We start from the raw sequence: 22,690 nt of genomic DNA, 5'->3' as shown, positions 1-22,690 counted from the left end.
CTATTCAGGGATGTTTTTTTATATTTTAGCGGCTTCAAAAAACATGTAATGAAGAAATTTTTATGGTTGCTGATATTTTCGTTTAATTTTTTAATTCTGAATGCTCAAAAATTTAGTATTGACGGAAAAGTTGCTGATTTTGAAAAGAAGCCTGTTGAAAACGCAACTGTTTATCTATTAAAACAAAAAGATTCATCGGTGATCAATTACACTTCTACTAATAAAGAAGGAAGATTTTCATTAAAAACAAACGAACTGAACGAACTATCACTTTTAAAAATTGATGCCGAAAAATTAATTTCTTATTCCAAAAAATTTGAAAAAATAGATCAGTCGATCAATTTGGGAGATATCCAATTAGATAAAAATCAGATTTCTGATATTGAAGAAGTAAAAATTACCGTTTCTCCCATAAAAATCAAAAAAGACACCATTGAATTCAATGCCAATGCAATTAAGGTTCGTCCTGACAGCAATATTGAAGAATTACTAAAAAATATCAACGGCGTTGAAATTGACAATGACGGAAAAATTACGGTTAACGGAAAAGATGTGGATCAAATTATGATCAACGGAAAACCTTTTTTCGATAAGGACGGAAAAATTGCCTTGAAAAACATCCCTGCAGACATTATCAAAAATATCCAGTTTACCACCACAAAAACCAAAGAAGAAGAACTCACCGGAAAAACTCCGAAATCTGAAAATACAACAATCAATTTTAATATTGACGAAAAGAAAAATAAAGGCTTCCTTTCCAGGCTTACCGCAGGTTATGGTTCTGACAAAAGATATGAAGGAAACGGATTTTTGAGTTATTTTAAAGATAAAACAAAGATCAGTTTAGTGGTTTCTTCCAATAATATCAATTCACAGAGCGTTTCCGGTGATGATTCCGGAAAAAGTTCCCGAAATTCACAAGCCGGAAATACAATGAAAGGCATCCAGAAATCGACAACGATCGGTGTGAATTACAGTGACAAATTAAATAAAGAAGTTGAGCTTGATGCATTGGGAATTACACGAACAGACACCAATTTGGAAACGGCTTCAAAAGTTTCAAAAACGACTTTTCTTCCGAATTATAATTTAAAAACCAATTCTGAAAATCAGGCTGAAAATGAATCCGAACAATATAATTTTAATTCATCTCTGAAAATAAAACCGGACACTTTAAGTACCATTTATTTTTCACCCGCATTTTCACATTCAAAAACAACAAGCTTCAGATCAGGAAAATCGATCACTTTTAAAGATAATGATCTGTTGAATGAAAGTCAGTCATCAACTAATTCCAACTCAGAAAGCAATAATTTTAGTCCGAATCTACATTATTCCAGGAAATTCAGAAAGAAAGGGAGGGTTTTTTATTCCAGTTTAAATACTTCAATTTCACAAAATAAAAATAACGGTCTGATCAATTCTCAAACGCTTTTTTACGAAAACGGAATCGAAGATGTAAATAAAAGAGACATCAGAAATCAGTTGTCCAAAACCAAAGCGCAAAACAGCAATTATTCTTTCAACGCAAAATATACTGAACCGATTACAGATTCTATGAATGTGAGTTTTGGATTAAATTACGACTCAAAAAATTCTATAAATGACAGAATTGTTAATGATTATGATAAAATTACAGGGCAATATTCAAACTATAATTTAGCCTTATCCAACAGTTCAAATGAGAAGAATAATCAGCTTTCTCCACAAATTACCATTGAATTGAATAAGCAAAAATTCAATATTTGGGCTACCGCGAATGTTGATTTTACAGATTTGAAATATAATTCTGTTTTCAACGGACAACATTATGAACTACAAAGAAATTTCATCCTTCCCGACTACAATACAGGGTTGCAGTATCGACTTTCTCAAAATTCAAGATTAAATATTTATAATTCGGCGAGTTTTACGATCCCTTCTGCAGCCAGTTTGATTCCGTATGTAGACGAATCCAATCCTTTGGTGACTTATAAAGGAAATCCGGATCTTAAAAATGCATGGAGCAATAGAACAAGTCTTTATTTTAATAATTTTAATGTCCCGAAAAATATTAATTATTACGTTAGTTTCGCTTTTACTTACACCAATAATGACACGACTAATTTTTCATATTACGACGATTCCGGTAAACAGTCTGTAACGTATACGAATATCAGCGGAAACAAAAGTGCAAGCATCGGAAGCGGTTTCAGCAAAACTTTTAAATGGGATGATAATAAATTCACAATCAGTCCAAAAGCAAACTTGAGTTACAGATATAACCGCGGATTTATCAACGGGCAAATGTTTATCGGGAATTCTTATGTATTTAGTCCTGGAATCAATTTAATGTATGACAGAAAAGATAAAATTAATATAAAACCTTCTTATAACATTAATTATTCGTTTTCAGATTATAAAAATTATAACACTGAAAGTATAAAAAACACGTATCAGACTTTTAGACTGGAATTAACCAATTATTTTATAAAAACTAATTTGGTTTTCGAAAACGATTTCGAATACAATACAAGTTCTAATATTGCTCCGGGTTTCAAGAAAGATTTCTATTTCCTGAATACGAGTTTAGGATATTCTTTTTACAAAAAACAGTTCACGGCAAGAGTGAAGGTTTATGATATTTTGAACCAAAATCAAAGTGTAAAAAGAACGATTACAGCATCATATGTGGAAGACCGTGAGGATTTAATCCTGAAACGTTACATCATGTTTTCGCTGACCATGAAGCTTAATAAATTTGCAGGGAAGAAAATGTGATTTTAAAACATAACTGCATGGATTTCTTAAGAAACAAGCACTAATATTTTTAAGTAAAATATACATCAAGTTTGTCATTCCGTAGGAATCTAAGTTCATTTATTAGAGATTAAATTAATAAAGCTATTGCTGAGATTTCTACGGAATGACAAAATTTTGTGTAAAATTTTGCCATTACTCAATTATAAAAATTAAACTAAAAAGATCCATTATTTAAAAACATTTTTATTTTTAAATTAGCGTCAAATTTTATATAATGAAGATTCATTTTTCAATTTTATTCATTTTATGTTTCATATTTGGAAATTCGCAGAATAAACAACAACCCGCGGATACTTTTGTGAAAGATAATTTTACCAAGAAGGAATTTTATATCACAATGCGTGACGGGGTAAAACTTTTCACCGCTGTTTATATTCCGAAAGATATTTCCAATAAAACCAAATATCCGTTTTTAATGCAGAGAACCTGCTACAGCATTGCTCCTTACGGTGAAAACGAATACAGAACGAAGCTTGGTCCCAACCAGTATTTAATGAAAGACAAATATATTTTTGTATTTCAGGATGTTCGCGGAAGATATATGAGTGAAGGAACTTTCACCAACATGACTCCGCAGGTTGACCGCAAGACCAAAAAAGATGTCGATGAAAGTACAGATACTTACGATACGATTGATTGGCTAATCAAGAACATTAAAGACAACAACGGAAAAGTGGGTCAATACGGAACTTCATATCCGGGATTTTACACAGCTGTTGGGATTTTGGCGCAACACCCGGCTTTGGTGGCGTCTTCTCCACAAGCTCCAATTTCAGATTTCTGGAATGACGATTTTCTTCACAACGGAAGATTTATGTTGGGCTATTTCAGAACTTTTCCGGTTTTCGGGGTTCAGAAAACAAAGGCTGAAAACAAGGCTTGGTATTCCGATTCTATGATTAAAACCACTTCGGAAGATGGTTTGAAATTTTACAGAGACATGGGAACGTTGAAAGACGGTTATGATAAATATTACAAAGACAATTTCTTTATGACAGAAATTATGAATCATACCAACTATGATGAATTCTGGCAAAAAAGAAGTCTTTTACCTCATCTTAAAAACGTAAATCATGCAGTAATGTCTGTCGGAGGTTGGTTTGATGCAGAAGATTTATCCGGACCTTTAAATATTTACAAAACCATTGAAAAAACAAGTCCGAAAGCCAAAAATACGATTGTGATGGGACCTTTCTCTCATGGAGCCTGGGCGTATGAACAAGGGAAACATTTCCATAATGAAATTTATTTTGGAGACAGCATTGCCACGTATTATCAAAAAAATATTGAGACGAAATTCTTTAATCATTATTTAAAAGGAAATACAAAACAAGATGCAGGTTTACCGGAAGCTTTAATGTATGACACAGGAGCAAAACAATGGAGAGAATTTGCAACTTATCCTCCGAAAGAAGGTCAAAAAGTCAATTTCTATCTATCAAATGGCACATTGAAAAACTCAGCAGGACAAGGCTCTTCAGAATATTACAGTGATCCGAATAATCCTGTTTTAAGTTCCGATAATCTGAAAGATTTCAATGGGTTTACTCCAAGAAATTATATGTCGGAAGATCAAAGATTTGCAGAAGGAAGACCTGATGTATTGACTTTTACGACTGACGTTTTAACAGACGATATGACTTTCGCAGGAGAAATTATGGCTAAGTTAAATATCGCTTCAACTTCCACAGATGCGGATTTTGCAGTGAAATTAATCGATGTTTATCCTGAAGATTTTAAACCCGTTGAGAAAAAAGACGGTGTGATTTACGGAAACTATCATCAAATGGTAAGAAGTGAAATCATGCCTGCAAGATTCAGAAATTCGAGAGAAAAAGCAGAAGCCTTGGTTCCGAATCAAAAAACTGCTGTGAACTTCAGATTGCAGGATGTTGTTCATACCTTCAAAAAAGGACATAAAATCCAGATACAAATTTCTTCCACTTGGTTCCCATTGTTTGCAATTAATCCACAGAAATTTTTGGACAATCCTAATTTTGCAGCGAAAGAAGATTATACGAAAGCATTTATCAAAGTTTTCGATGATAGTGCGATTGAAGTTGAGGTTTTAAAATAAATTAAAAAAGCTGTTCAGATTTGAGCAGCTTTTATTTTTTTTGCACAGACCATTCACCCAGTTGTCATTCCGTAGGAATCCAGACTTATTTATTAGAGATTAAAATTTAAAATACTGGGTTGAGATTCCTACAGAATGACAAACTTGTGGTTAAATCTTTGCGTTTAATTAAAATATTACTCTTCAATCGTTCTGAACGTCAGATTCACTCTCGGAGTTTTTACTTTTGTTGTCGGTGGAAGTCGATGCATCCAATGATCCTGCGTTGTACCTTTCATGACCAATAAACTTCCGTTTTCTAAAAATATTTCTACTTTTTCTTTGGTTGTTTTATGTTTAAATGAAAATTTTCTTTCCGCTCCAAAAGTTAGAGAAGCAATTGCACCATGTTTTTTCAAATCTTTCTCACCATCGCTGTGATACGCCATTCCTTCACTTCCATCATGATATAAATTGAGCAAACAGGAATTATAAGTTTCTCCTGTAACTTCCTCACATTTCTGTTTTAACTTTAATAATTCCGGAGTCCAGAATTTTGCATATTTTGTTCGCTTTGAATAGGTATATTCAAATGGTTTTTCTCCAAACCATGCGACTTTTCTTTTGGTTAAAATCAATTTTCCGAAAATCACCGCTTCATCATTTTCCCACGGAACTTGACTGAATAAATAATCATAATAAAAATCTGATTTTTCCTTTGAGAAAACTTTTCCGTAATAGTGAACAGTTCCGTCTTTCGGAAGAATATTTACAGGATAATCTGATATGTCTTCGAATAAGTTTAACATAAAGTTTAAGGTTTGTGTTTTGTATTTAATGTTCAGCGTCAGTTTGTCATTCCGTAGGAATCTAAGCCTAATATTTTAAATTTTAATCTGAATTCCTACGGAATAACAAATTTGCCGTTGATTTTTTTATAAAATAAGTTTTGGCTAAAGCCAATTGATTAGGCAATTTTTGTAAAACGGACTAAAGTCCGTTCCTATTGATAAAGATTTGTGTTAATTTGTGTTTAAAGAATCAGAATAAACTCTTGAGCTTTCCCAGCCAACAATCAACTGTTTTCTCTCACTTCCCCATCGATAACCACCAATATTTCCCGAAGATTGAATCACACGGTGACAGGGAATTAAAAATGCTACAGGATTACTTCCAATGGCTGTTCCGACTGCTCTTGAAGCATTTGGATTTCCAATTTTTTCGGCTAAATTTCCGTAAGTTGACAATTTCCCCATTGGAATAGTGAGAAGACTTTCCCAGACTTTTAATTGAAAATCTGTTCCTTTTAAATGTAATTTGATGGTATTAAGTTTCGTCCAGTCTTTATTGAAAATGGACAAGGCATTTTTTTGAAATTCATCCTGTTTTTCAAAAAAAGAAGCATTAGGAAATTTAAAAATTAAATCTCCCAATGCTTTATTTAAATCGTTTTCAAAAGCCATGTAGCAGATTCCTTTTTCTGTGGAAGCTGTGATTACGTTTCCAAAAGGACTTTCGGAAAAACTGTAATTGATTATAAGGCTTTTTCCGCCGTTTTTATATTCTGCCGGAGACATTCCTTCAATATTCACAAACAAATCATGCAATCTGCTCGTGCTTGAAAGTCCTGTCTCGTAAGCTGTATCAAACAAACTCGCTTTTTCTTCCTTCAATAAATTTTTAGCATGTTCTAGACTGATGAACTGTAAAAATTTCTTCGGACTCGTTCCTGCCCAATCCGTGAATATTTTCTGGAAATGAGCCGGACTCAGATTAATCTTCTCTGCAACTTCATCCAAACTCGGCTGAAGCTTAAAATTACTTTGAATATACTCTATCGCTTCCGCAATTCGGTTATAATCTATTTGATTTTGTGTGGACATATCATTTTGTTTTACCTCACAAATTTCCAAAGAATTTCTGGCAGAAAAAATCCGATTCTTGCGAAGTTTTAGTCTTGATTAATATGATAATAAGCAAGCATCTTGTAATATAACTTAGCGGCTAAGAATGCGCTTGGTTTTGCCATCGGAGAATCCATTAATTCTACAATATCAAATGCTACAACGTTACATTTTTCAAATACTTTTCTTAATAATTCTAATGTTGGATACCATTGTAACCCACCAGGTTCAGGAGTTCCTGTTGACGGAGCAATTGAAGGATCAAAAGCATCCAAATCGATAGTGATATAAACATTTCCTGAAACTTTTTCCAGTACGTCATTTACCCAGTTTTCGTTGTTGGCAATTTCATGAGCGAAAAACACTCTTCCTTCGGGTAAATATTCAGCTTCTTCGATATCCATAGAACGGATTCCCACTTGCACCAAATTATGTTTCTGATTTGCTTCAAAAACCGCACAAGCATGATTAGAAGTAGAACCGTGAAACTCGGGACGTAAATCTGTGTGAGCATCCAATTGAAGAACTGTCAAATTCTCATATTTTTCACCAACCGCACGAATCGAACCGATAGAAACGGAGTGTTCTCCACCAAAAAGAGTGAATAATTTACCATCGTTATTCAAAAGCTCTTTCGTTTTTTGATAAACAGCTTCTGTCATGGCTTCAGGTGAGGATTTTTCTGTAATTTCTCCAGCTAAATAAACACCTTCCAGATAAGGTTCAGTTCCTGTTTCGATGTCGTAAAGCTCCATATTTTCAGAAGCATCAAGGAATAATTCAGGACCTTTGTCGGCTCCTTTTCCCCAAGTTGAAGTTCCGTCGTAAGGAACAGTTACCAACACTACTTTCGAGTTCTCTAATGATGCATTTTCTTCAGGAATTCCTGCGTATGTTTTCATGTCTTGCTTAAAAATTAAATGATTTCGGCAAAGATACAAAATACTCTTTGAGTTATAAATTAAGAGTGATGAGTCATGAATTTTTAACCATCATTATACTTTTTTAATTTTCAAATCCTTTAATCCTTAAGTTTTAAAACATTATTTTTGTTTAAAATTTAATTTTATGTCGTTAAAAGCTGTGCTATTCGATATGGATGGCGTGATTGTGGATACAGAACCATTGCACAGAAAAGCCTATTTTAAAACATTCAATGATTTGGGAATTGACGTTTCCGAAGATTTATATACTTCTTTTACAGGTGCTTCTACTAAAAGAGTTTGTGATACTTTGATTAATAAATTTAATTTAAAACAGACTTACGAAGAAATCGCAAAAACAAAAAGAGATTATTTCAAGGATTACTTTTATAATGATGAAGAATTTGATCTAATTCCTGGAGTAAAAGAATTGATTCAACATTATTACGAAAACGGAATTACATTAATTCTCGCTTCTTCCGCAACGATGGCGACAATCAACATGGTTTTTGAAAAATTCGAACTGGAAGAATATTTCAGCGGAAAAATAAGCGGCGCAGAATTGAAAGAATCAAAACCTCATCCTGAAGTTTTTCTTTTGGCAGCAGAAATGGCAAACGAACCTGTTGAAAATTGCATGGTGATTGAAGATTCTACGAATGGAATTTTAGCATCACACCGAGCAAATATTTTTTGTGCGGCTTATAGAAGTCCTCATTCTAAAAATCAGGATTATACGTTGGCGAATATTGTAGTTTCGGATTATGTTGATTTGGAATTGGATAAAATTTCAAAATATTTTTAAATATAAAAAGCTCTCAAAATTTGAGAGCTTTTGTTTTGTATAAGTTTGGCTAAAGCCAATTTGATGTTTTATTGATTAAACGGGCTAAAGCCCATTCCTATGATAAGATTGCTTCGTCGCTTCGCTTCTCGCAATGACCATTGTCTTTTTATTAATAACCCAAAAGTTTTAAAACATCTTCCGGTTCCTGTTTCTCACGGAAAATCTCATATTGAAACTCTCCATTCTCATCTTTTTGGATCAAAATATGTCTTGGCTGAGGCATTAAACAATGGTGAACACCACCATAACCACCAATTGTTTCCTGATATGCTCCTGTATGGAAAAAACCGATATACAAAGGTTTCGTATCACTGAAAACCGGCAGATAAATAGCATTTGTATGTTGTTCAGAATTATAATAATCATCTGAATCACAAGTCAATCCACCTAAGAAAACTCTCTCATATGTATCATCCCAACGGTTTAACGGAAGCATGATAAAGTGTCTTGAAATTGCCCATGTATCAGGAAGTGTGGTCATGAAAGATGAATCGATCATATTCCATTTTTCTCTGTCATTCTGACGTTTTTGGGAAATAATTTTATAAATATTTGCACCACTTTCTCCAACGGTAAAACTTCCGAATTCAGTATAAATATTCGGCTCTTCAACTCCTTCTTCTTCACAGAATTTCTTGATCTGAGAAACGATTTCTTCAACCATATACTGATAATCGTAATCAAACTGCAAAGATGTTTTGATAGGGAAACCTCCTCCGATATTCAGAGAATTTACTTCCGGAGCAATTTTCTTCAAACGTGCATATACACGAAGACATTTATACAATTCGTTCCAGTAATATGCCGTGTCTTTGATCCCCGTGTTAATGAAAAAGTGAAGCATTTTCAATCTTGCATTCGGGTGTTCAGCGATTTTCTGACTGTAATATGGAATAATATCTTTGTACCCGATTCCTAATCTTGAGGTATAAAATTCGAACTTCGGCTCTTCCTCAGAAGCAATTCTGATTCCGATGTCAAAAGTCGTATCGATGCTTTCTGTAAGCTTGTCCAGTTCACGGTAATTATCCAGAATCGGCGTAATATTTTCAAAACCACTGTTGATCATATCCGAAATTTTCGCCAGATAATCATCCGTTTTGAAACCGTTACAGATTACTTCGATATCTTTCGTTACTTTTCCTTCTTTGTAAAGAGATTTTACGATATCCATGTCATAGGCTGAAGAAGTTTCTATGGAAATATCATTTTTCAATGCTTCTTCCAATACAAACTTAAAATGACTTGATTTTGTACAGTAGCAATATCTATAATTCTTCTTATAATCGGTCTTCTCAAAGGCTTCCCTAAACCAGCTCTTGGCTTTTTGGATATTTTGAGAAATTCTCGGCAGGTAGCTAATCTTTAGCGGAGTGCCAAACTTTTCAACAACCTCCATCAAAGGAATGTCGTGAAATAACAAATTGTTCTCAGAAACATTGAACTCCTCAGTAGGAAAATACAACGTCTGATCAATAAGTTCCGAGTATTTTATTTTCATTTCTAAACAAGTGAATTAAGAACTGCAAAATTGCTAAAAAAGTTTGGTTTTTAAGCGTTAAATTTATCATAATTTTAAGTGGGTAAATTATAAAAAAACAGCTCTAATTGTCAATACGTAAACTTCTGAATATACTCCTGTCTCTTATTTTCAGAAATTTTCAATACCTGTTGAATATAATTATCAATTGAACCGTATTTTTTATTGATTTCGTTAAAAGCAGCATCCAAATAATCCGTTTCAACCCAGCTTAGTTTTTCCAATACTTTAATATCCATTTTCGGATATAGAAAATGTAAATTATTGGCAAGAGTAAGTCGTTTATCTACTAATTTTTCCCTGTAATTATTGGATAGAAGATAATCGTTGTAAATGGTTTCTTTGTCGAATTTTAAAATTGTCAAAATCAACGCTGTCGTTATTCCCGTTCTGTCTTTTCCGGCAGTGCAGTGGTACAAAGTTGGCTGGTCTGAATCTAAAATTTCAGTGATAATTTTCCTGATCATTTCAGGATTTTCTGTGACGTAATCTTTGTAAAAATCAAGCATTCTTCTGTCGGCATCTGAACCATTGACCTTTCCTTTCAACACTAATTTTTTAGCCTGATCCAATTGATCACCTTTATCTTCAAATGCAGAATAATTTTTGTAAACAATATCCGTTGGAAGACGATCCGGCTTTTTGGCAATTTCCTTTGAATTTCTAAGGTCAATAATTTCTTTTATACCTAAGTTTTCTAATTCTTTGAAAGACTTTTTCTTCAGTTTATATAAATTTCCACTTCTGTAGAATTTTCCTTCTTTTAATGTTCTTCCATCAACATTTTTTATATTTCCAACTGTTCGGAAATTGTGGACTTTTTTAATTTTAATATCTTTTTCTGTTTCATTTTTACCGTATTCGGGCATGGAAAACTTCTGCGTTTTACAAGAGAAAATACAGAATATTGAAATAATTAGAAATGATATTTTAATAGGATTTTTCATTTTTTAATTCCCGCAGATTTACACAGATGTTTGGGTTCCTATCTTTATATTTTGGCTAAAGCCAGTTGATTTTGTTTATTTTGAAAACGGGCTAAAGCCCGTTTCTATTGATGCAAATATTGTGCTTATTTGTGAAAACATTGTGTATTCCGTGTTTAACTACAAATAATTCCTCCCAATAAAAATCAACAAATCTCCTTTATCATATTTAATAGAAACCTCATCTTCCACCGCAAAGTTTCTTGTTCCGATTCTTGAAGTAATGCCTAAATTTTCGTTTGTTAAAGGCCAGTTCAGCCCATTTGTTGTAATATTTTCAACGGATGGAAAAGGATACAATGAAACCATTTTATCTTTTACACCTTTTATAGAAAAATTTTGGGGAACAAAATAATATTCGGAAAACTCATCGTAAAACTTTATGTTTAACTGATCCTTAAAAGCAAAAGTCACCGTAAGATTTCCTAAAAAATGATCCTGTTCTCCTCCGCTTCCGCCTAAAACATCAACATTTTTGAAGCCTTTTCCTGCAATAATTTCCAATGCTTTATGAAAATCTGTTTTATCCTGATCGGGAGTGTAAATGAATTTTTCTTCGTACACATTTTCATCCGATCCGGAATGTGAATCGAAATCACCGGAAATAAAATCCAGTTGATCCAATGGAAAATTCAGGTTTTTCAGGTAATGAAAAGCACCGTCTGTACATGCAATCAAGCCATATTCTTCAGGGTTTGGAAAAGTTTTTGGAGGATCTCCGTTGATGAAAAGTAATACTTTATCTTTCATTAGGATTCCAGTATTCTTCCGGTTCGTTATTGATTTTTGAAATATATCTCGCCAAAACAAAAAGATAATCTGAAAGTCTGTTTAGATATTTGATCAATTCGGGACGAACCTCTTCCGATTCATTCAAGAAAACCAAAGAACGTTCTGCTCTTCTGCAGATTGTTCTTGCCGCATGTAAAAAAGTAGCCGATTTCCCGCCACCGGGAAGAATAAAATATTGTAAAGGCTCTAATTTATCTTCAAAAGCGTCCATCCAGTTTTCCAGCTCTTCGATTTCCGTATCTGAAATTATTAATGGAAGACGGGATTTTCCGTTTGCCAACATTAATTTGTCAACCGGAGTTGCGGCTTCTGAACCAACTGTAAATAAATCAAACTGAATTTTCTTTAATTGTTTTAAAACCTCTTCATCCTCAATATGACTTTTTGAAATACCTATGAATGAGTTGAGTTCATCTATATTTCCATAGCTGTCAACTCTTGCACTCGCTTTGGAAACTCTCGTTCCGCCGTACAGTGCAGTCTGACCTTTATCGCCTGTTTTCGTGTAAATTTTCATAGTACTAAATTACTTTTTTCTTAGAAGGTTTACAAATTTTGATTTGAATGGCTTTGAATTTCTAATTCCGACAACAGCCATAGCCCAGATTGCAACGGCATCCTTTTGGGTTGCGGGCGGAGCGAAGCGGAGACCGTAACCCAAAAGATATAGTGAAAAGCTGGAAATAGCTCTAAATAGTTGATAATTTTGGGTTGATAGTTGATAGATTTTTCCTTCGTCGAAATGACATATTCGAATAACATTTTTTATCTAAAACAAAAATGATCGATCCCAAAAGACCGACCACTTTCAAATTATTTATTTACCTAACATTGCTTAAGTATGAGCCTTTAACGGAGAAATCTGCACAATTATTTTAAAAAGAAAAAAATATTTTTTTAATTACATAAATCCTACTGACAAACTGTTGTCATCACTCTGTTTTACCTTTGTATCAACAATAACAAACAATATTAAAATTATGACAACTACAGCAACAATCACAAAACAATTTATGACTTCTCAACAATTATTAGAACATTGGCAAGGCCATAGAAATCTAACGAGAAGGGTAATCGAAATGTTCCCGGAAAAGGAATTATTCGAGTTTTCAGTAGGTGGGATGAGACCTTTTGCAAAACTGGCAGTTGAATTAATCAGCATCGGAGGGCCGGCTTTGAAAGGAATCGTGAACAAAAATATGGAAGCATACAATGAAGAAGCTTTTAATCCAAAAACCAAAGAAGATATTTTGAGAAAATGGGATGAGGAGACAGAGATAATCAATCAATATTTCGGTGAAATTTCGGAAGAGCGTTTCCAGGAAACTTTCAAATTATTCGGTCAGTACGAATTTCCGGTTTATCAGAATATTTTGTATTTCGTGGATAACGAAATTCATCACCGTGGGCAAGGATATGTTTATTTAAGAGCTTTAGGAATTGAGCCGCCTTTTTTTTGGGAGAGATTTTAGGATCTTTAATGCCTTTATGGAGACTAAAATCTTTAATTAAACTTAATATGAAAAATCAATCTTAATAAAAATAAGGGCGGAAATGCATCTATAAATTAAATTTTGACAAACCATTTTGTGACTGCAGATTCGCCTTTTGTTATCAAAAACATCTTCAATTTAATTAAATATTGCTAAAAACCTCAACAGAATAATTTGTTGGGGTTTTATTTATGCTTTTCTGAGATTTTTATTAACAGATCATTTAATTTTTCTTTAAGACCTTCAGGTTCTAAAACTTCAGCATAATCCGCAAACGTAATCAGCCAACGTGGAAAACCGTCATTAATCCAGTCTGTTTCAAAGATCATTTCTACTCTGTCTCCTTTTTCGATTTCTTCAATTAAACCATAATATTTTTTAGAATTAACAAGATGTCCGATAATTTTCTTTTCTACTAACAATCTGACTTTTGTTCTATTTCCATTCGGATTCTGCCTGTAATCATTAATCTGGCCATATTCCTGCAGAAACGGATTCTGAGTTTTAAAAATCTGTAAAATTCTGTCAACCCTGAACTGCCTAAAATCATTCCGCAGCGTACAAAAAGCCATGATATACCAATAATTAAACTCAAAAAAAACACCAACAACCTCAATAGTCCGCATAGAAACTTTGGAATCCACCGTTGCATATTCTAAAATCAGTTGTTTTTTTTCCGCAATACTTTCTAGAATAATAGGAATAATATTTTGGATATTATCTTCAGTTTTGGGATGATAATTGTAAACATCGATCTGCTTTTCAATATTCTGAATTAAATTTCGGTCTGAATATTTTAATACGGAACGTACCTTTTCCATCGCCGTTTGATAGTGATTTCCCAAGCTCTGATGTAAAAATTTCTGCATCAGTTTTTCAGCAGTGATAAAGCTTAATACCTCTTCTTTTGTGAACATCACAGGCGGAAGTTTATAACCGTCCATCAAAGAATATCCACTTCCCGCTTCACCAATAATCGGAATTCCAGCATTTTCTAACGTTTTTACATCCCGATAAATTGTTCTGACACTTACATCAAATTTTGCAGCCAAATCCTTCGCTTTTACAATTGGTTTTGACTGTAATTGGGTGAGAATAGCGGTTACGCGGTCGAGTTTTTTTAGGTAGTGGTCGTTCATTAAGTATGAGTGTTTTAGTGTTTAGCAAAAATAATATCTTAATATCTTAATATCTTAATATCTTAATATCTTAATATCTTAATATCTTAATATCTAATTAATTATCTTTAAAAGTATTCATTAATTTATCCAAATTTAAACTTCTTGCTGAAGCATCGAAAATTTCTCTGTAAGTTCCGTTGATTTGTACTAATTGATCGTGAGTTCCGCTTTCTACGACTCTGCCTTTTTTCATGACATAAATTTTATCCGAATCTAAAATCTGTGACAAAGAATGCGAAATAATAATTACTGTTCTTCCTTCTTTTATCGCATCTAAAGAGTTTTTGATCTGCTCTGTGGCAATCGCATCCAAACTTGCAGTCGGTTCATCAAGGAAAATAATTGGTGGATTTTTCAGGAACAATCTTGCAATCGCAATTCTCTGTTGCTGACCTCCGGAAAGTTGGGTGGCGTCGTGATTATATTTTTCCGGTAAGTCTAGAATCTGATTGTGTAAATATGCTTTTTTTGCAGCTTCTTCTATTTCCTCAAAAGTAGCGTTCATATTTCCGTAGCGAATATTGTCTTCAATACTTCCCTGGAAAATATGGTTTTTCTGCAAAACCAGTCCTAAATCGTTTCTTAAAAAAGTATTTTCAAAATTATTTAAATCAACATTATCCAATAAAATTTCTCCAGAATTTGGAAGATAAAATTTACATAAAAGATTGATTATGGTTGATTTTCCGGCACCGCTTAATCCAACTAAAGCCGTTGTTTTTCCATTTTCAATTTTCATGGAAACATCGTGTAAAGCCTGAGTTCCGTTTGGATAGGAAAAGTTGACATTTTTTAATTCAAAATTTCCTTTGATGTCTTTCTCTACAAAATTTCCATTCGGTTCTTTTTCATTATCTGCATTTAAAATATCAAAATAACCTTCTGCATAGATCATCGCATCATTCATATCATCGTAAATTCTGTGAAGCTGACGGATCGGAGCCGAAACATTGTTGAAAAGCATGATGTGAAGCATAATTGCACCAATTGTCATTTGCTGATCCAATACCAAATAAACAGTTAAAAGTATAATTAAAACAACACCGAACTGTTCAATAAAAGTTTTTAAGCCGTCATAAATAAAATTCGTTTTTCGCGTAAACATCTGACTTTCCATCAACTGCATCTGCAAATCGTATTGTTTTTTACCTTCGAACTTTTCACGGACAAAACTTTTAATAACCATTATGGAATTAATTAAATTTAAAAGTCCGGAAGTTTTTTGTTCACGCTGATTTCTCAATTGCCGGCGAACTCCACCCAATTTTTTTGCCTGTAAAGAACTGATATAAAAATAAATCGGAACAATAATCGTAGAAACAATACCAACATACACATTCTGTAAATACATAATGATCAACGCTATAATTGCATTTGAAAACAGTGGCAGCATATCAATGAAAAAATTTTGAACCAATTTGGTTAAACTTTCAATTCCACGATCTATCCTGATTTGTAGTTTTCCTGATTCATGGTTTTCATCATTAAAATAAGCCACCCTGTATGTTAAAATCTTGTCAATTGCCGATTGAGCCAAAACCGAACTTACATTAATTCTGATTTTTTCACCATAAAATTTCTGTCCGAAATTGATAAAAATATTTAATAACTCTTTTCCCAGTAAAATAACTGAAATCACCACCAAAACATGGATTCCTTCCGACATCGGATGGGGAAGATGCGTGAGTTTTGTCACTTCATCCACGGTATATTTTAAAACTAACGGATTGACCTGCGCTGCGAGAGCTCCTAAAAATGTGAGGAATAAAGTTCCATAAATCATCAATCGATAAGGTTTGATAAATGGAACAAGCTGTTTGTAAATTCCGAATAAAGTGACGGTTCTGTTGAAAGGTTTTGCCATAGGAATTATTTAACTAAAAAACGTACCGTTTCCGAGAGAAAAGGTACGTTTTATTATATTTTTCAGCAAATTAAATTGCTTATTTTACATTTTATCCTTCGTAAAGATAGGTCGTTAAGTAATGAAGTTCAGATTTGCTTGCAGCCTTTGATTCTGCTTCTGCCTGTTCTAAAGAATATTGAGAATTGATTTCTTTTTTTTGGAATGCAAAAGAGTTGTTGGCATTTTTATCAACAACATCATTGAAAATATGCTCAATTTCAGAATTTCCTAACGTCGCAAAACCAATATCTTCAAAACCGTGCATTAATCTCAAATCGTCAAACTGCGCAAAATTTTCATTGACAAACCCTTGAAACTGAGATTTGGATTCAAAATTTCCAGCCCAGATATTATAAGCATACTTTCTTTTTTTCGGTTTATCTAAAATACTTTGATACACGAAGTTATCACCAAGATATGCTTCTCTTACCTGCGGATCGTTTGCCAAATCTTCCGGAAGACCTTCTTTCAGAATTCTACCTTCAAACATGATGTATGTTTTATTGGTAATCGCTAAAGTCTGCTGTACATTGTGGTCGGTAATTAAAATTCCGATATTTTTATCTACCAGACTTCTGATAATTTTCTGAATATCTTCAACCGCGATCGGGTCAACTCCGGCAAAAGGCTCATCCAAAAGGATAAAGTTTGGGCTTGTAGCCAAACAACGGGCAATTTCCGTTCTACGTCTTTCTCCTCCGGACAAAAGATCTCCCCTGTTTTTACGAACGTGCTGCAATGAGAATTCTTCAACCAGTTCATCGCATTTCATCTGCTGCTCACGTTTTGAAAGCTTCGTGAGCTGCAAAACTCCCATGATATTTTCTTCCACAGAAAGTTTTCTGAAGACTGATGCTTCCTGAGCCAGATAACCGATACCTTTTTGAGCTCTTCGATACATCGCATCGGTCGTGATCTCCTGTTTATCCAGAAAAATTTTTCCGGAAGTAGGCTTAACCAACCCAACAATCATATAAAACGAAGTGGTTTTTCCTGCTCCGTTCGGACCAAGCAAACCAACAATTTCTCCCTGCTGAACCTGTACAGAAACGCCTTTTACAACTTTTTTAGGACCGTATTCTTTGATTAAGTTTTCTCCTCGTAAAATCATAACGGCAAAGATAAAGTTTTTTTGAATTCAATTTTTAGATTAAAAAATGGACTTGAAAGATTTATGAAATTTTAATAAACCTTTATCGATAATATTTTAAATGAAATTTAAATTCAAGCCAAACAATTTTTAATTAATTTTATAAAAACTAATCAACATTTATCAATATGGAAAACAACAAACAATTAACCGAGCTTTTGGCTTTAGATCTTGGAGTTAATATTATCAACAGAAGACCTTATGCCAAAGAAGTTTTCAAATGGCAGGATATGGATCTTCTTCCCCACTCTTCGCTTGACACAATGCTTTGTGAAATTTATGAATGGAACGGAAGAAACTGGAGAACAACCAACAATAATCTGATCGGATATCTGTTTTCCGGAGACCAATTAAACACGGTTAAAAATCAATTACTAACTGTTCCTAAATTTCCGGCTTTAATTCCTGATTTTGAATTTACAAAAGACAGTATGATCGAATTTGGACTTTCTTTACCGTCTCTTTTCAATATCGGAGTAAGTGGAGATATTAAAAATGCAAAAGACTTTTCAATAAAAGTAAACGGTGTGACAAAATCCAGAATTACCAATATTGATTCACCCGGAATTGAAATTTTAAGAAGTTATTCGGAGTTTACTCAAGATCAATCAAAATCTTATAGAAAAAATATTAAATTTAATTATTTGAGTGCTTCACTTTTTTATGCGGAAAGTGTGGAAATAAATCTGGAAAAAGAAGCCGGAGTCGATCTGGATGTAAATTTTCAGACTCAAGGTGTGGAAGTTGAGGCAAAAGTTGACACCGATACAAAGAAAAATTTCATTTTAAAATATACTGGAAATCAAGCTCCTTTTGCTGCAAAATTCACGAAAGGAAAGGATTTTAATATTATGTAAGTCTTAATTTCATTTAATTTATTTCAAAGTAATGTGATAAATTTTTACTATTTTAGATTTGCTAATCAAATAAATATCTATCATGAAAAAATTAACAAAAAAGGATCTAATGAAAATTAATGGTGGGAATATCCGTCCACCAGATGCGAACGGAAATTGTCCTGCAGGATGGTATTTGTGCCCGTCAAATATTTGTGTTTATGATAATGGAGGGGAGAATCCTATCGTTCCGGGATCACCTCATTACAAAGCCTGTTTTGGTTAAATCTTAAAAACAAAAACACCTCAAATTGAGGTGTTTTACTTTAAATATGTTTTAAAAAATTATTTATTTAAAAGAATTGCTGCTTCTTTTGCAAAATAAGTGAAAATCATATCTGCTCCTGCTCTTTTGAAGCAGGTTAAACTTTCGATAATTGTTTTATCATTATCCAGCCAGCCGTTTTGTGCAGCCGCTTTTACCATTGCATATTCTCCGCTTACATTGTAAACTGCAATCGGAAGATCGATCGCTTCACGAACTTTAGAAACAATATCCAAATACGGAAGTCCCGGTTTGATCATGATGATGTCTGCACCTTCATCAATATCTTTGAATACCTCATTTAATGCTTCCCTCGAATTGTGAAAATCCATCTGATAAGTTTTTTTATCCTTCGGAATTTCCATATTATCTTTAGGAGCACTGTCTAAAGCACTTCTGAAAGGTCCGTAAAAAGAACTTGCATATTTGGCGGCATAACTTAAAATACCAACATCTGTAAATCCGCTTTCTTCCAAAGCTTCGCGAATTACCTGCACCCTTCCGTCCATCATATCACTTGGTGCCACAATGTCAGCTCCGGCTTCTGCAAGAGAAACCGACATTCTTGCCAATGCGTCATTGGTTGCATCATTTATGATTTTACCGTTTTCAATAATTCCGTCGTGACCGTAAATTGAGTACGGATCTAAAGCTACATCGGGCATTATAACCATTTCCGGAACAGCATCTTTGATCGCTTTGATCGTGTTTTGCATCAGTCCGTTTTTGTTCCAGGCTTCTTTTCCGGTGTTGTCTTTCACCTCTTCCGGAACCTTCATGTAAAGATTGACAGCTTTTACTCCTAAAGAAAATAATTCCTTACATTCCTTCACCGTCAAATCTATACTTCTCCTGAAAATTCCCGGCATCGACGGGATTGGTTCCTCCTTGTTTTCGCCCTCCATTACGAAGATCGGCATTACAAAATCATTAGTTGTAAGGGTGCATTCTCTTACTAAACTTCTGACAGATTCGTTTACTCTCAGCCTTCTATTTCTTGAATGTATCATTTTGGAATACTTTTTGAATGAAATTTAATGCAAATTTACTATAAGTTCTACAAAAAACTATTGCAGGAAATTATAGAATTGTTTACTTTTGTTTTAATATCCCTATAGAAATTATAATTTGATGAAAAAACTTCTACTTTTATTTATCTTTTTAGGCACTTTTGTTGGATTTTCCAACAATATGAAAGCTCAAATTAAGGAGCCAGGATCCCTCTCTCAGAAGTCTGATGATGGTGTACTTGTTGCCTATCCGAATCCTGCAAAGGATTTCCTTATTATGAAGGCAAAGGATTCTAATTTAAGAATCAAAAGTGTGACTTTTTATTCAATCTTGGGTACTCAGGTTGCCAATTATTCAGTAAATATGAATTCGGGGGAGATTAACATCGATAAATTAAAACCCGGAAAGTATTTGATTCGCTACATTTTGAGCGACAACACAATGAAAGTTACCCAAATAGTAAAACAATAATTTAAATCCTGATAATCATCAGGATTTTTTCTTTTAGCTTAATTCTGTTTTAATAATTCCGTAACTTTCGGGACTTTATTATACTAATAGGTAAAAACAATTTAATGCTAAAAGCTGAACATATTAGAAAGACCTACAACGCCGGAAAAAAGGTGGCCTTGGATGATTTTAGCATCCATGTTCCGAAAGGAAGTATTTATGGTCTTTTGGGTCCGAACGGGGCCGGAAAAACTTCTTTCATCCGTATCATCAATCAAATTACTCAGGCTGATTCCGGAGAGATTCAAATTAACGGAGAAAAGCTTAATCCCAATCACATCAAAGACATCGGTTACATGCCTGAAGAACGAGGTTTGTATAAAAATATGACTGTTGGTGACCAGCTTCTTTATTTCGGAGAGCTGAAAGGAATGAGTAAGAATGACGCTTTAAATGAAGCAAAAAAATGGTTTGATAAACTTCACATCGATCAATGGTGGAAGAAAAAACTGTCTGAACTTTCAAAAGGAATGGCTCAGAAGATCCAGTTTGTGGTGACTGTTCTTCACAGACCACATTTATTAATTCTTGATGAACCGTTTTCAGGTTTTGATCCTGTGAATGCCAATTTGATTAAGGATCAGATTATTGATCTTAAAAATAACGGAACAACAATTATTCTTTCAACACACAGAATGGAAAGTGTGGAAGAAATGTGTGATTATGTAGCTTTAATTGATAATTCAAAAAAAATTATTGACGGCAGGGTTTTCGATGTAAGAGAAAAATTCAAGAAAAACATTTTCGGAATTACCCTTTCTGAAGTGAATGATTCTCAAATGGAAAGTTTCAAAAATAAATATGAAATTTTTAATTTAAATCATGAAAACAATCTGGTTTCTTTTGATTTAAAAAATGAAGCTGATCAGAATCACATACTTCTGGATCTTGTGAATGTTGGAAAAGTAAGATCATTCGATGAAAGAATTCCGAGTATGAATGAAGTATTTATTAATGCGGTAAGCAAAAACTCTTAATTATGAATAACATTTTTTTAATTACAAAAAGGGAATTTCTTACACAGGTTAAGAAAAAATCTTTCATTATATTAACTTTACTGGCTCCGATCTTATTAATTGCTTTTGGTTCGGTGATTGGTTTAATGTTTAAAGCCAATGAATCTCACAGCGTAATTGAAGTTGTTGATAAAAGCGGTTTATTTAAAAATCACTTAAAATCTAATGACAGACTTGCTTATACTTTCGTTTCTGCAGCTGATGAAAAGTCGAAAATAAATAATTTAAAAGGAAATGAATCATTAGACGGAATTTTAATTTTACCGGAATTAAAAAACCATAATTTTGATGATTTAGAACAAAATACAAGATTGGTTATTAACAGTAAAATCGGGTTTGATACGAAACAGAAAATCGTTTCCGACATTACAGATGTTATTAAAAAAGAAAAAATCAAGGAGTTAGGTATTGCAGAAACGCAGCTGAATAATCTTGATAAAAATTTCACATTAAAAACCATCAATGTTGCTGAAAACAACAAAGAAGATTCTGATCTCGCTTTTGGAGTGAAAAGTGTTTTAAGTATGCTTCTCATGTATGTTACTTTCATGTTTATCATCATTTATGGAGTTCGGGTAATGAGAAGTGTTTTGGAAGAAAAAAACAACCGCGTTGTAGAAATTATTATTTCTTCCGTGAAACCTTTTGAACTGATGATGGGAAAAATTTTGGGAGTAACTTTGGTTGCTTTGACGCAATTTGTGGTTTGGATCACGATGTCCGTAATCGGTGCAGTTGTCTTAAATACAGGATTTTCATCGATCCCGAAAAATATTCCTGGAGGGAACGAAGAGATGATGAGTAAATTTGATATTTTACAGATCGGAACTCAGATTTCTCATAGTTTATTAGAGCTGAATTTCCCTTTAATCATCTTTGTATTTATTGTGTTTTTCCTTTTGGGATATATTTTTTACAGCTCGATTTATGCAGCAATCGGTTCTGCCGTCGACAATGAAACAGAAACACAACAATTCACACTATTCGCGATCTTACCATTAATGTTGGGAATGTATGGAAGTTTTACATTAATGAATAATCCCGATGGTCCTCTTGGATTTTGGTTATCAATTATTCCATTTACTTCACCTGTTGCAATGATTGCAAGAATTCCTTATGGAGTTCCGGCTTGGCAGATTGCATTATCGATCGGTTTACTTTTAGGAACAACCATTTTTATGATTTTCCTGGCAGGAAAAATTTACAGGGTAGGGATTTTAATGTATGGGAATAAAGCTACATTAAAAGAAATCTGGAAATGGATCAAAGGATAATTGTAAATTTTAACGTAAAAATTGCTAATTTTTGATTAAAATAAATTTGAGTTTTTCCATTTTATTCAGCGAAACTTTTAAACAATTATTTTAAATTAATTCTTATAAAAATAAAAATCCCGAAACTGAGTTCCGGGA

The 22,690-nt window shown here is 33.4% G+C and carries 19 protein-coding genes and 1 pseudogene; 9 read left to right on the top strand and 11 right to left on the bottom strand.

Features of this window, described 5'->3' with window-relative positions; genetic code table 11:
* Positions 1–48: 48 nt before the first annotated feature.
* On the top strand, positions 49–2,760 hold the full coding sequence (locus ABD745_RS02900) for a TonB-dependent receptor (protein ID WP_344824896.1): 2,712 nt from the start codon (positions 49–51) through the stop codon (positions 2,758–2,760).
* A 256-nt stretch (positions 2,761–3,016) separates the two neighbouring features.
* Positions 3,017–4,879 (top strand): CocE/NonD family hydrolase, encoded by a 1,863-nt coding sequence (locus tag ABD745_RS02895; RefSeq protein ID WP_344824893.1) that lies wholly within the window; start codon positions 3,017–3,019, stop codon positions 4,877–4,879.
* A 176-nt stretch (positions 4,880–5,055) separates the two neighbouring features.
* On the opposite strand, the gene ABD745_RS02890 is transcribed toward ABD745_RS02895, so the two are convergent.
* The 3 genes from ABD745_RS02890 to speB all read right to left on the bottom strand — a co-directional run bounded on the left by ABD745_RS02890 (position 5,056) and on the right by speB (position 7,664).
* The gene (locus ABD745_RS02890; protein ID WP_344824890.1) at positions 5,056–5,667 is read right to left on the bottom strand and encodes an alpha-ketoglutarate-dependent dioxygenase AlkB family protein; all 612 of its coding nucleotides are present in this window, start codon (positions 5,665–5,667) and stop codon (positions 5,056–5,058) included.
* A 213-nt stretch (positions 5,668–5,880) separates the two neighbouring features.
* Complete coding sequence (locus tag ABD745_RS02885; protein WP_344824887.1) at positions 5,881–6,741, bottom strand: bifunctional helix-turn-helix domain-containing protein/methylated-DNA--[protein]-cysteine S-methyltransferase; 861 nt, start codon at positions 6,739–6,741, stop codon at positions 5,881–5,883.
* A 68-nt stretch (positions 6,742–6,809) separates the two neighbouring features.
* Positions 6,810–7,664 (bottom strand): agmatinase, encoded by an 855-nt coding sequence (gene speB / locus ABD745_RS02880; protein WP_089755912.1) that lies wholly within the window; start codon positions 7,662–7,664, stop codon positions 6,810–6,812.
* A gap of 166 nt (positions 7,665–7,830) precedes the next feature.
* Here speB and ABD745_RS02875 point away from each other — a divergent pair, with 166 nt between their 5' ends.
* Positions 7,831–8,490 carry an HAD family hydrolase gene (locus ABD745_RS02875; RefSeq protein WP_344824876.1) on the top strand — a complete coding sequence of 220 codons (660 nt, stop codon included), beginning with the start codon at positions 7,831–7,833 and terminating at the stop codon, positions 8,488–8,490.
* Between the two features lie 151 nt (positions 8,491–8,641).
* On the opposite strand, the gene ABD745_RS02870 is transcribed toward ABD745_RS02875, so the two are convergent.
* The 4 genes from ABD745_RS02870 to ABD745_RS02855 form a co-directional block, all read right to left on the bottom strand.
* Positions 8,642–10,033, bottom strand: a complete 1,392-nt coding sequence (locus ABD745_RS02870; protein WP_344824873.1) for a type III PLP-dependent enzyme domain-containing protein — start codon at positions 10,031–10,033, stop codon at positions 8,642–8,644.
* Positions 10,034–10,143: 110 nt separating this feature from the next.
* The gene (locus tag ABD745_RS02865; RefSeq protein ID WP_344824870.1) at positions 10,144–11,019 is read right to left on the bottom strand and encodes a tyrosine-protein phosphatase; all 876 of its coding nucleotides are present in this window, start codon (positions 11,017–11,019) and stop codon (positions 10,144–10,146) included.
* A 159-nt stretch (positions 11,020–11,178) separates the two neighbouring features.
* Positions 11,179–11,808: a thiamine diphosphokinase gene (locus tag ABD745_RS02860; protein WP_344824867.1), complete on the bottom strand. Its 630-nt coding sequence runs from the start codon at positions 11,806–11,808 to the stop codon at positions 11,179–11,181.
* The gene (locus ABD745_RS02855; protein ID WP_034731935.1) at positions 11,798–12,367 is read right to left on the bottom strand and encodes a cob(I)yrinic acid a,c-diamide adenosyltransferase; all 570 of its coding nucleotides are present in this window, start codon (positions 12,365–12,367) and stop codon (positions 11,798–11,800) included. Before ABD745_RS02855 ends, ABD745_RS02860 begins: the two co-directional genes overlap by 11 nt.
* A gap of 463 nt (positions 12,368–12,830) precedes the next feature.
* Here ABD745_RS02855 and ABD745_RS02850 point away from each other — a divergent pair, with 463 nt between their 5' ends.
* Positions 12,831–13,322 (top strand): DinB family protein, encoded by a 492-nt coding sequence (locus ABD745_RS02850; RefSeq protein ID WP_344824859.1) that lies wholly within the window; start codon positions 12,831–12,833, stop codon positions 13,320–13,322.
* Positions 13,323–13,528: 206 nt separating this feature from the next.
* Here the strand turns inward: ABD745_RS02850 and ABD745_RS02845 are convergent, their stop codons facing one another.
* The 3 genes and pseudogenes from ABD745_RS02845 to lptB form a co-directional block, all read right to left on the bottom strand.
* Positions 13,529–14,482 (bottom strand): helix-turn-helix transcriptional regulator, encoded by a 954-nt coding sequence (locus tag ABD745_RS02845; protein ID WP_344824855.1) that lies wholly within the window; start codon positions 14,480–14,482, stop codon positions 13,529–13,531.
* 97 nt (positions 14,483–14,579) lie between these two features.
* The gene (locus tag ABD745_RS02840) at positions 14,580–16,307 is read right to left on the bottom strand and encodes an ABC transporter ATP-binding protein (protein WP_052186008.1); all 1,728 of its coding nucleotides are present in this window, start codon (positions 16,305–16,307) and stop codon (positions 14,580–14,582) included.
* 508 nt (positions 16,308–16,815) lie between these two features.
* Positions 16,816–17,541: pseudogene (gene lptB, locus ABD745_RS02835) on the bottom strand (LPS export ABC transporter ATP-binding protein); the annotation flags it as partial.
* Positions 17,542–17,708: 167 nt separating this feature from the next.
* On the opposite strand from lptB, the gene ABD745_RS02830 reads away from it, so the two are divergent.
* The gene (locus ABD745_RS02830; RefSeq protein WP_344824852.1) at positions 17,709–18,437 is read left to right on the top strand and encodes a hypothetical protein; all 729 of its coding nucleotides are present in this window, start codon (positions 17,709–17,711) and stop codon (positions 18,435–18,437) included.
* An 82-nt stretch (positions 18,438–18,519) separates the two neighbouring features.
* Complete coding sequence (locus ABD745_RS02825) at positions 18,520–18,702, top strand: bacteriocin (RefSeq protein ID WP_047399756.1); 183 nt, start codon at positions 18,520–18,522, stop codon at positions 18,700–18,702.
* A gap of 59 nt (positions 18,703–18,761) precedes the next feature.
* Here ABD745_RS02825 and hemB read toward each other — a convergent pair whose 3' ends face one another.
* The gene (gene hemB, locus ABD745_RS02820) at positions 18,762–19,751 is read right to left on the bottom strand and encodes a porphobilinogen synthase (protein ID WP_344824847.1); all 990 of its coding nucleotides are present in this window, start codon (positions 19,749–19,751) and stop codon (positions 18,762–18,764) included.
* A 121-nt stretch (positions 19,752–19,872) separates the two neighbouring features.
* Here hemB and ABD745_RS02815 point away from each other — a divergent pair, with 121 nt between their 5' ends.
* The 3 genes from ABD745_RS02815 to ABD745_RS02805 all read left to right on the top strand — a co-directional run bounded on the left by ABD745_RS02815 (position 19,873) and on the right by ABD745_RS02805 (position 22,552).
* Positions 19,873–20,223, top strand: coding sequence for a T9SS type A sorting domain-containing protein (locus ABD745_RS02815; protein WP_047399752.1), 351 nt, complete (start codon positions 19,873–19,875; stop codon positions 20,221–20,223).
* A gap of 104 nt (positions 20,224–20,327) precedes the next feature.
* Complete coding sequence (locus ABD745_RS02810; protein WP_344824842.1) at positions 20,328–21,239, top strand: ABC transporter ATP-binding protein; 912 nt, start codon at positions 20,328–20,330, stop codon at positions 21,237–21,239.
* Between the two features lie 2 nt (positions 21,240–21,241).
* Complete coding sequence (locus ABD745_RS02805) at positions 21,242–22,552, top strand: ABC transporter permease (protein WP_344824839.1); 1,311 nt, start codon at positions 21,242–21,244, stop codon at positions 22,550–22,552.
* Positions 22,553–22,690 lie beyond the last annotated feature (138 nt).

Source organism: Chryseobacterium ginsenosidimutans (genome assembly GCF_039536845.1).
Lineage (GTDB): Bacteria > Bacteroidota > Bacteroidia > Flavobacteriales > Weeksellaceae > Chryseobacterium > Chryseobacterium ginsenosidimutans_B.
The sequence above is the reverse complement of the archived record's forward strand: the minus strand, read 5'-3'. Positions and strand labels throughout refer to the sequence as shown.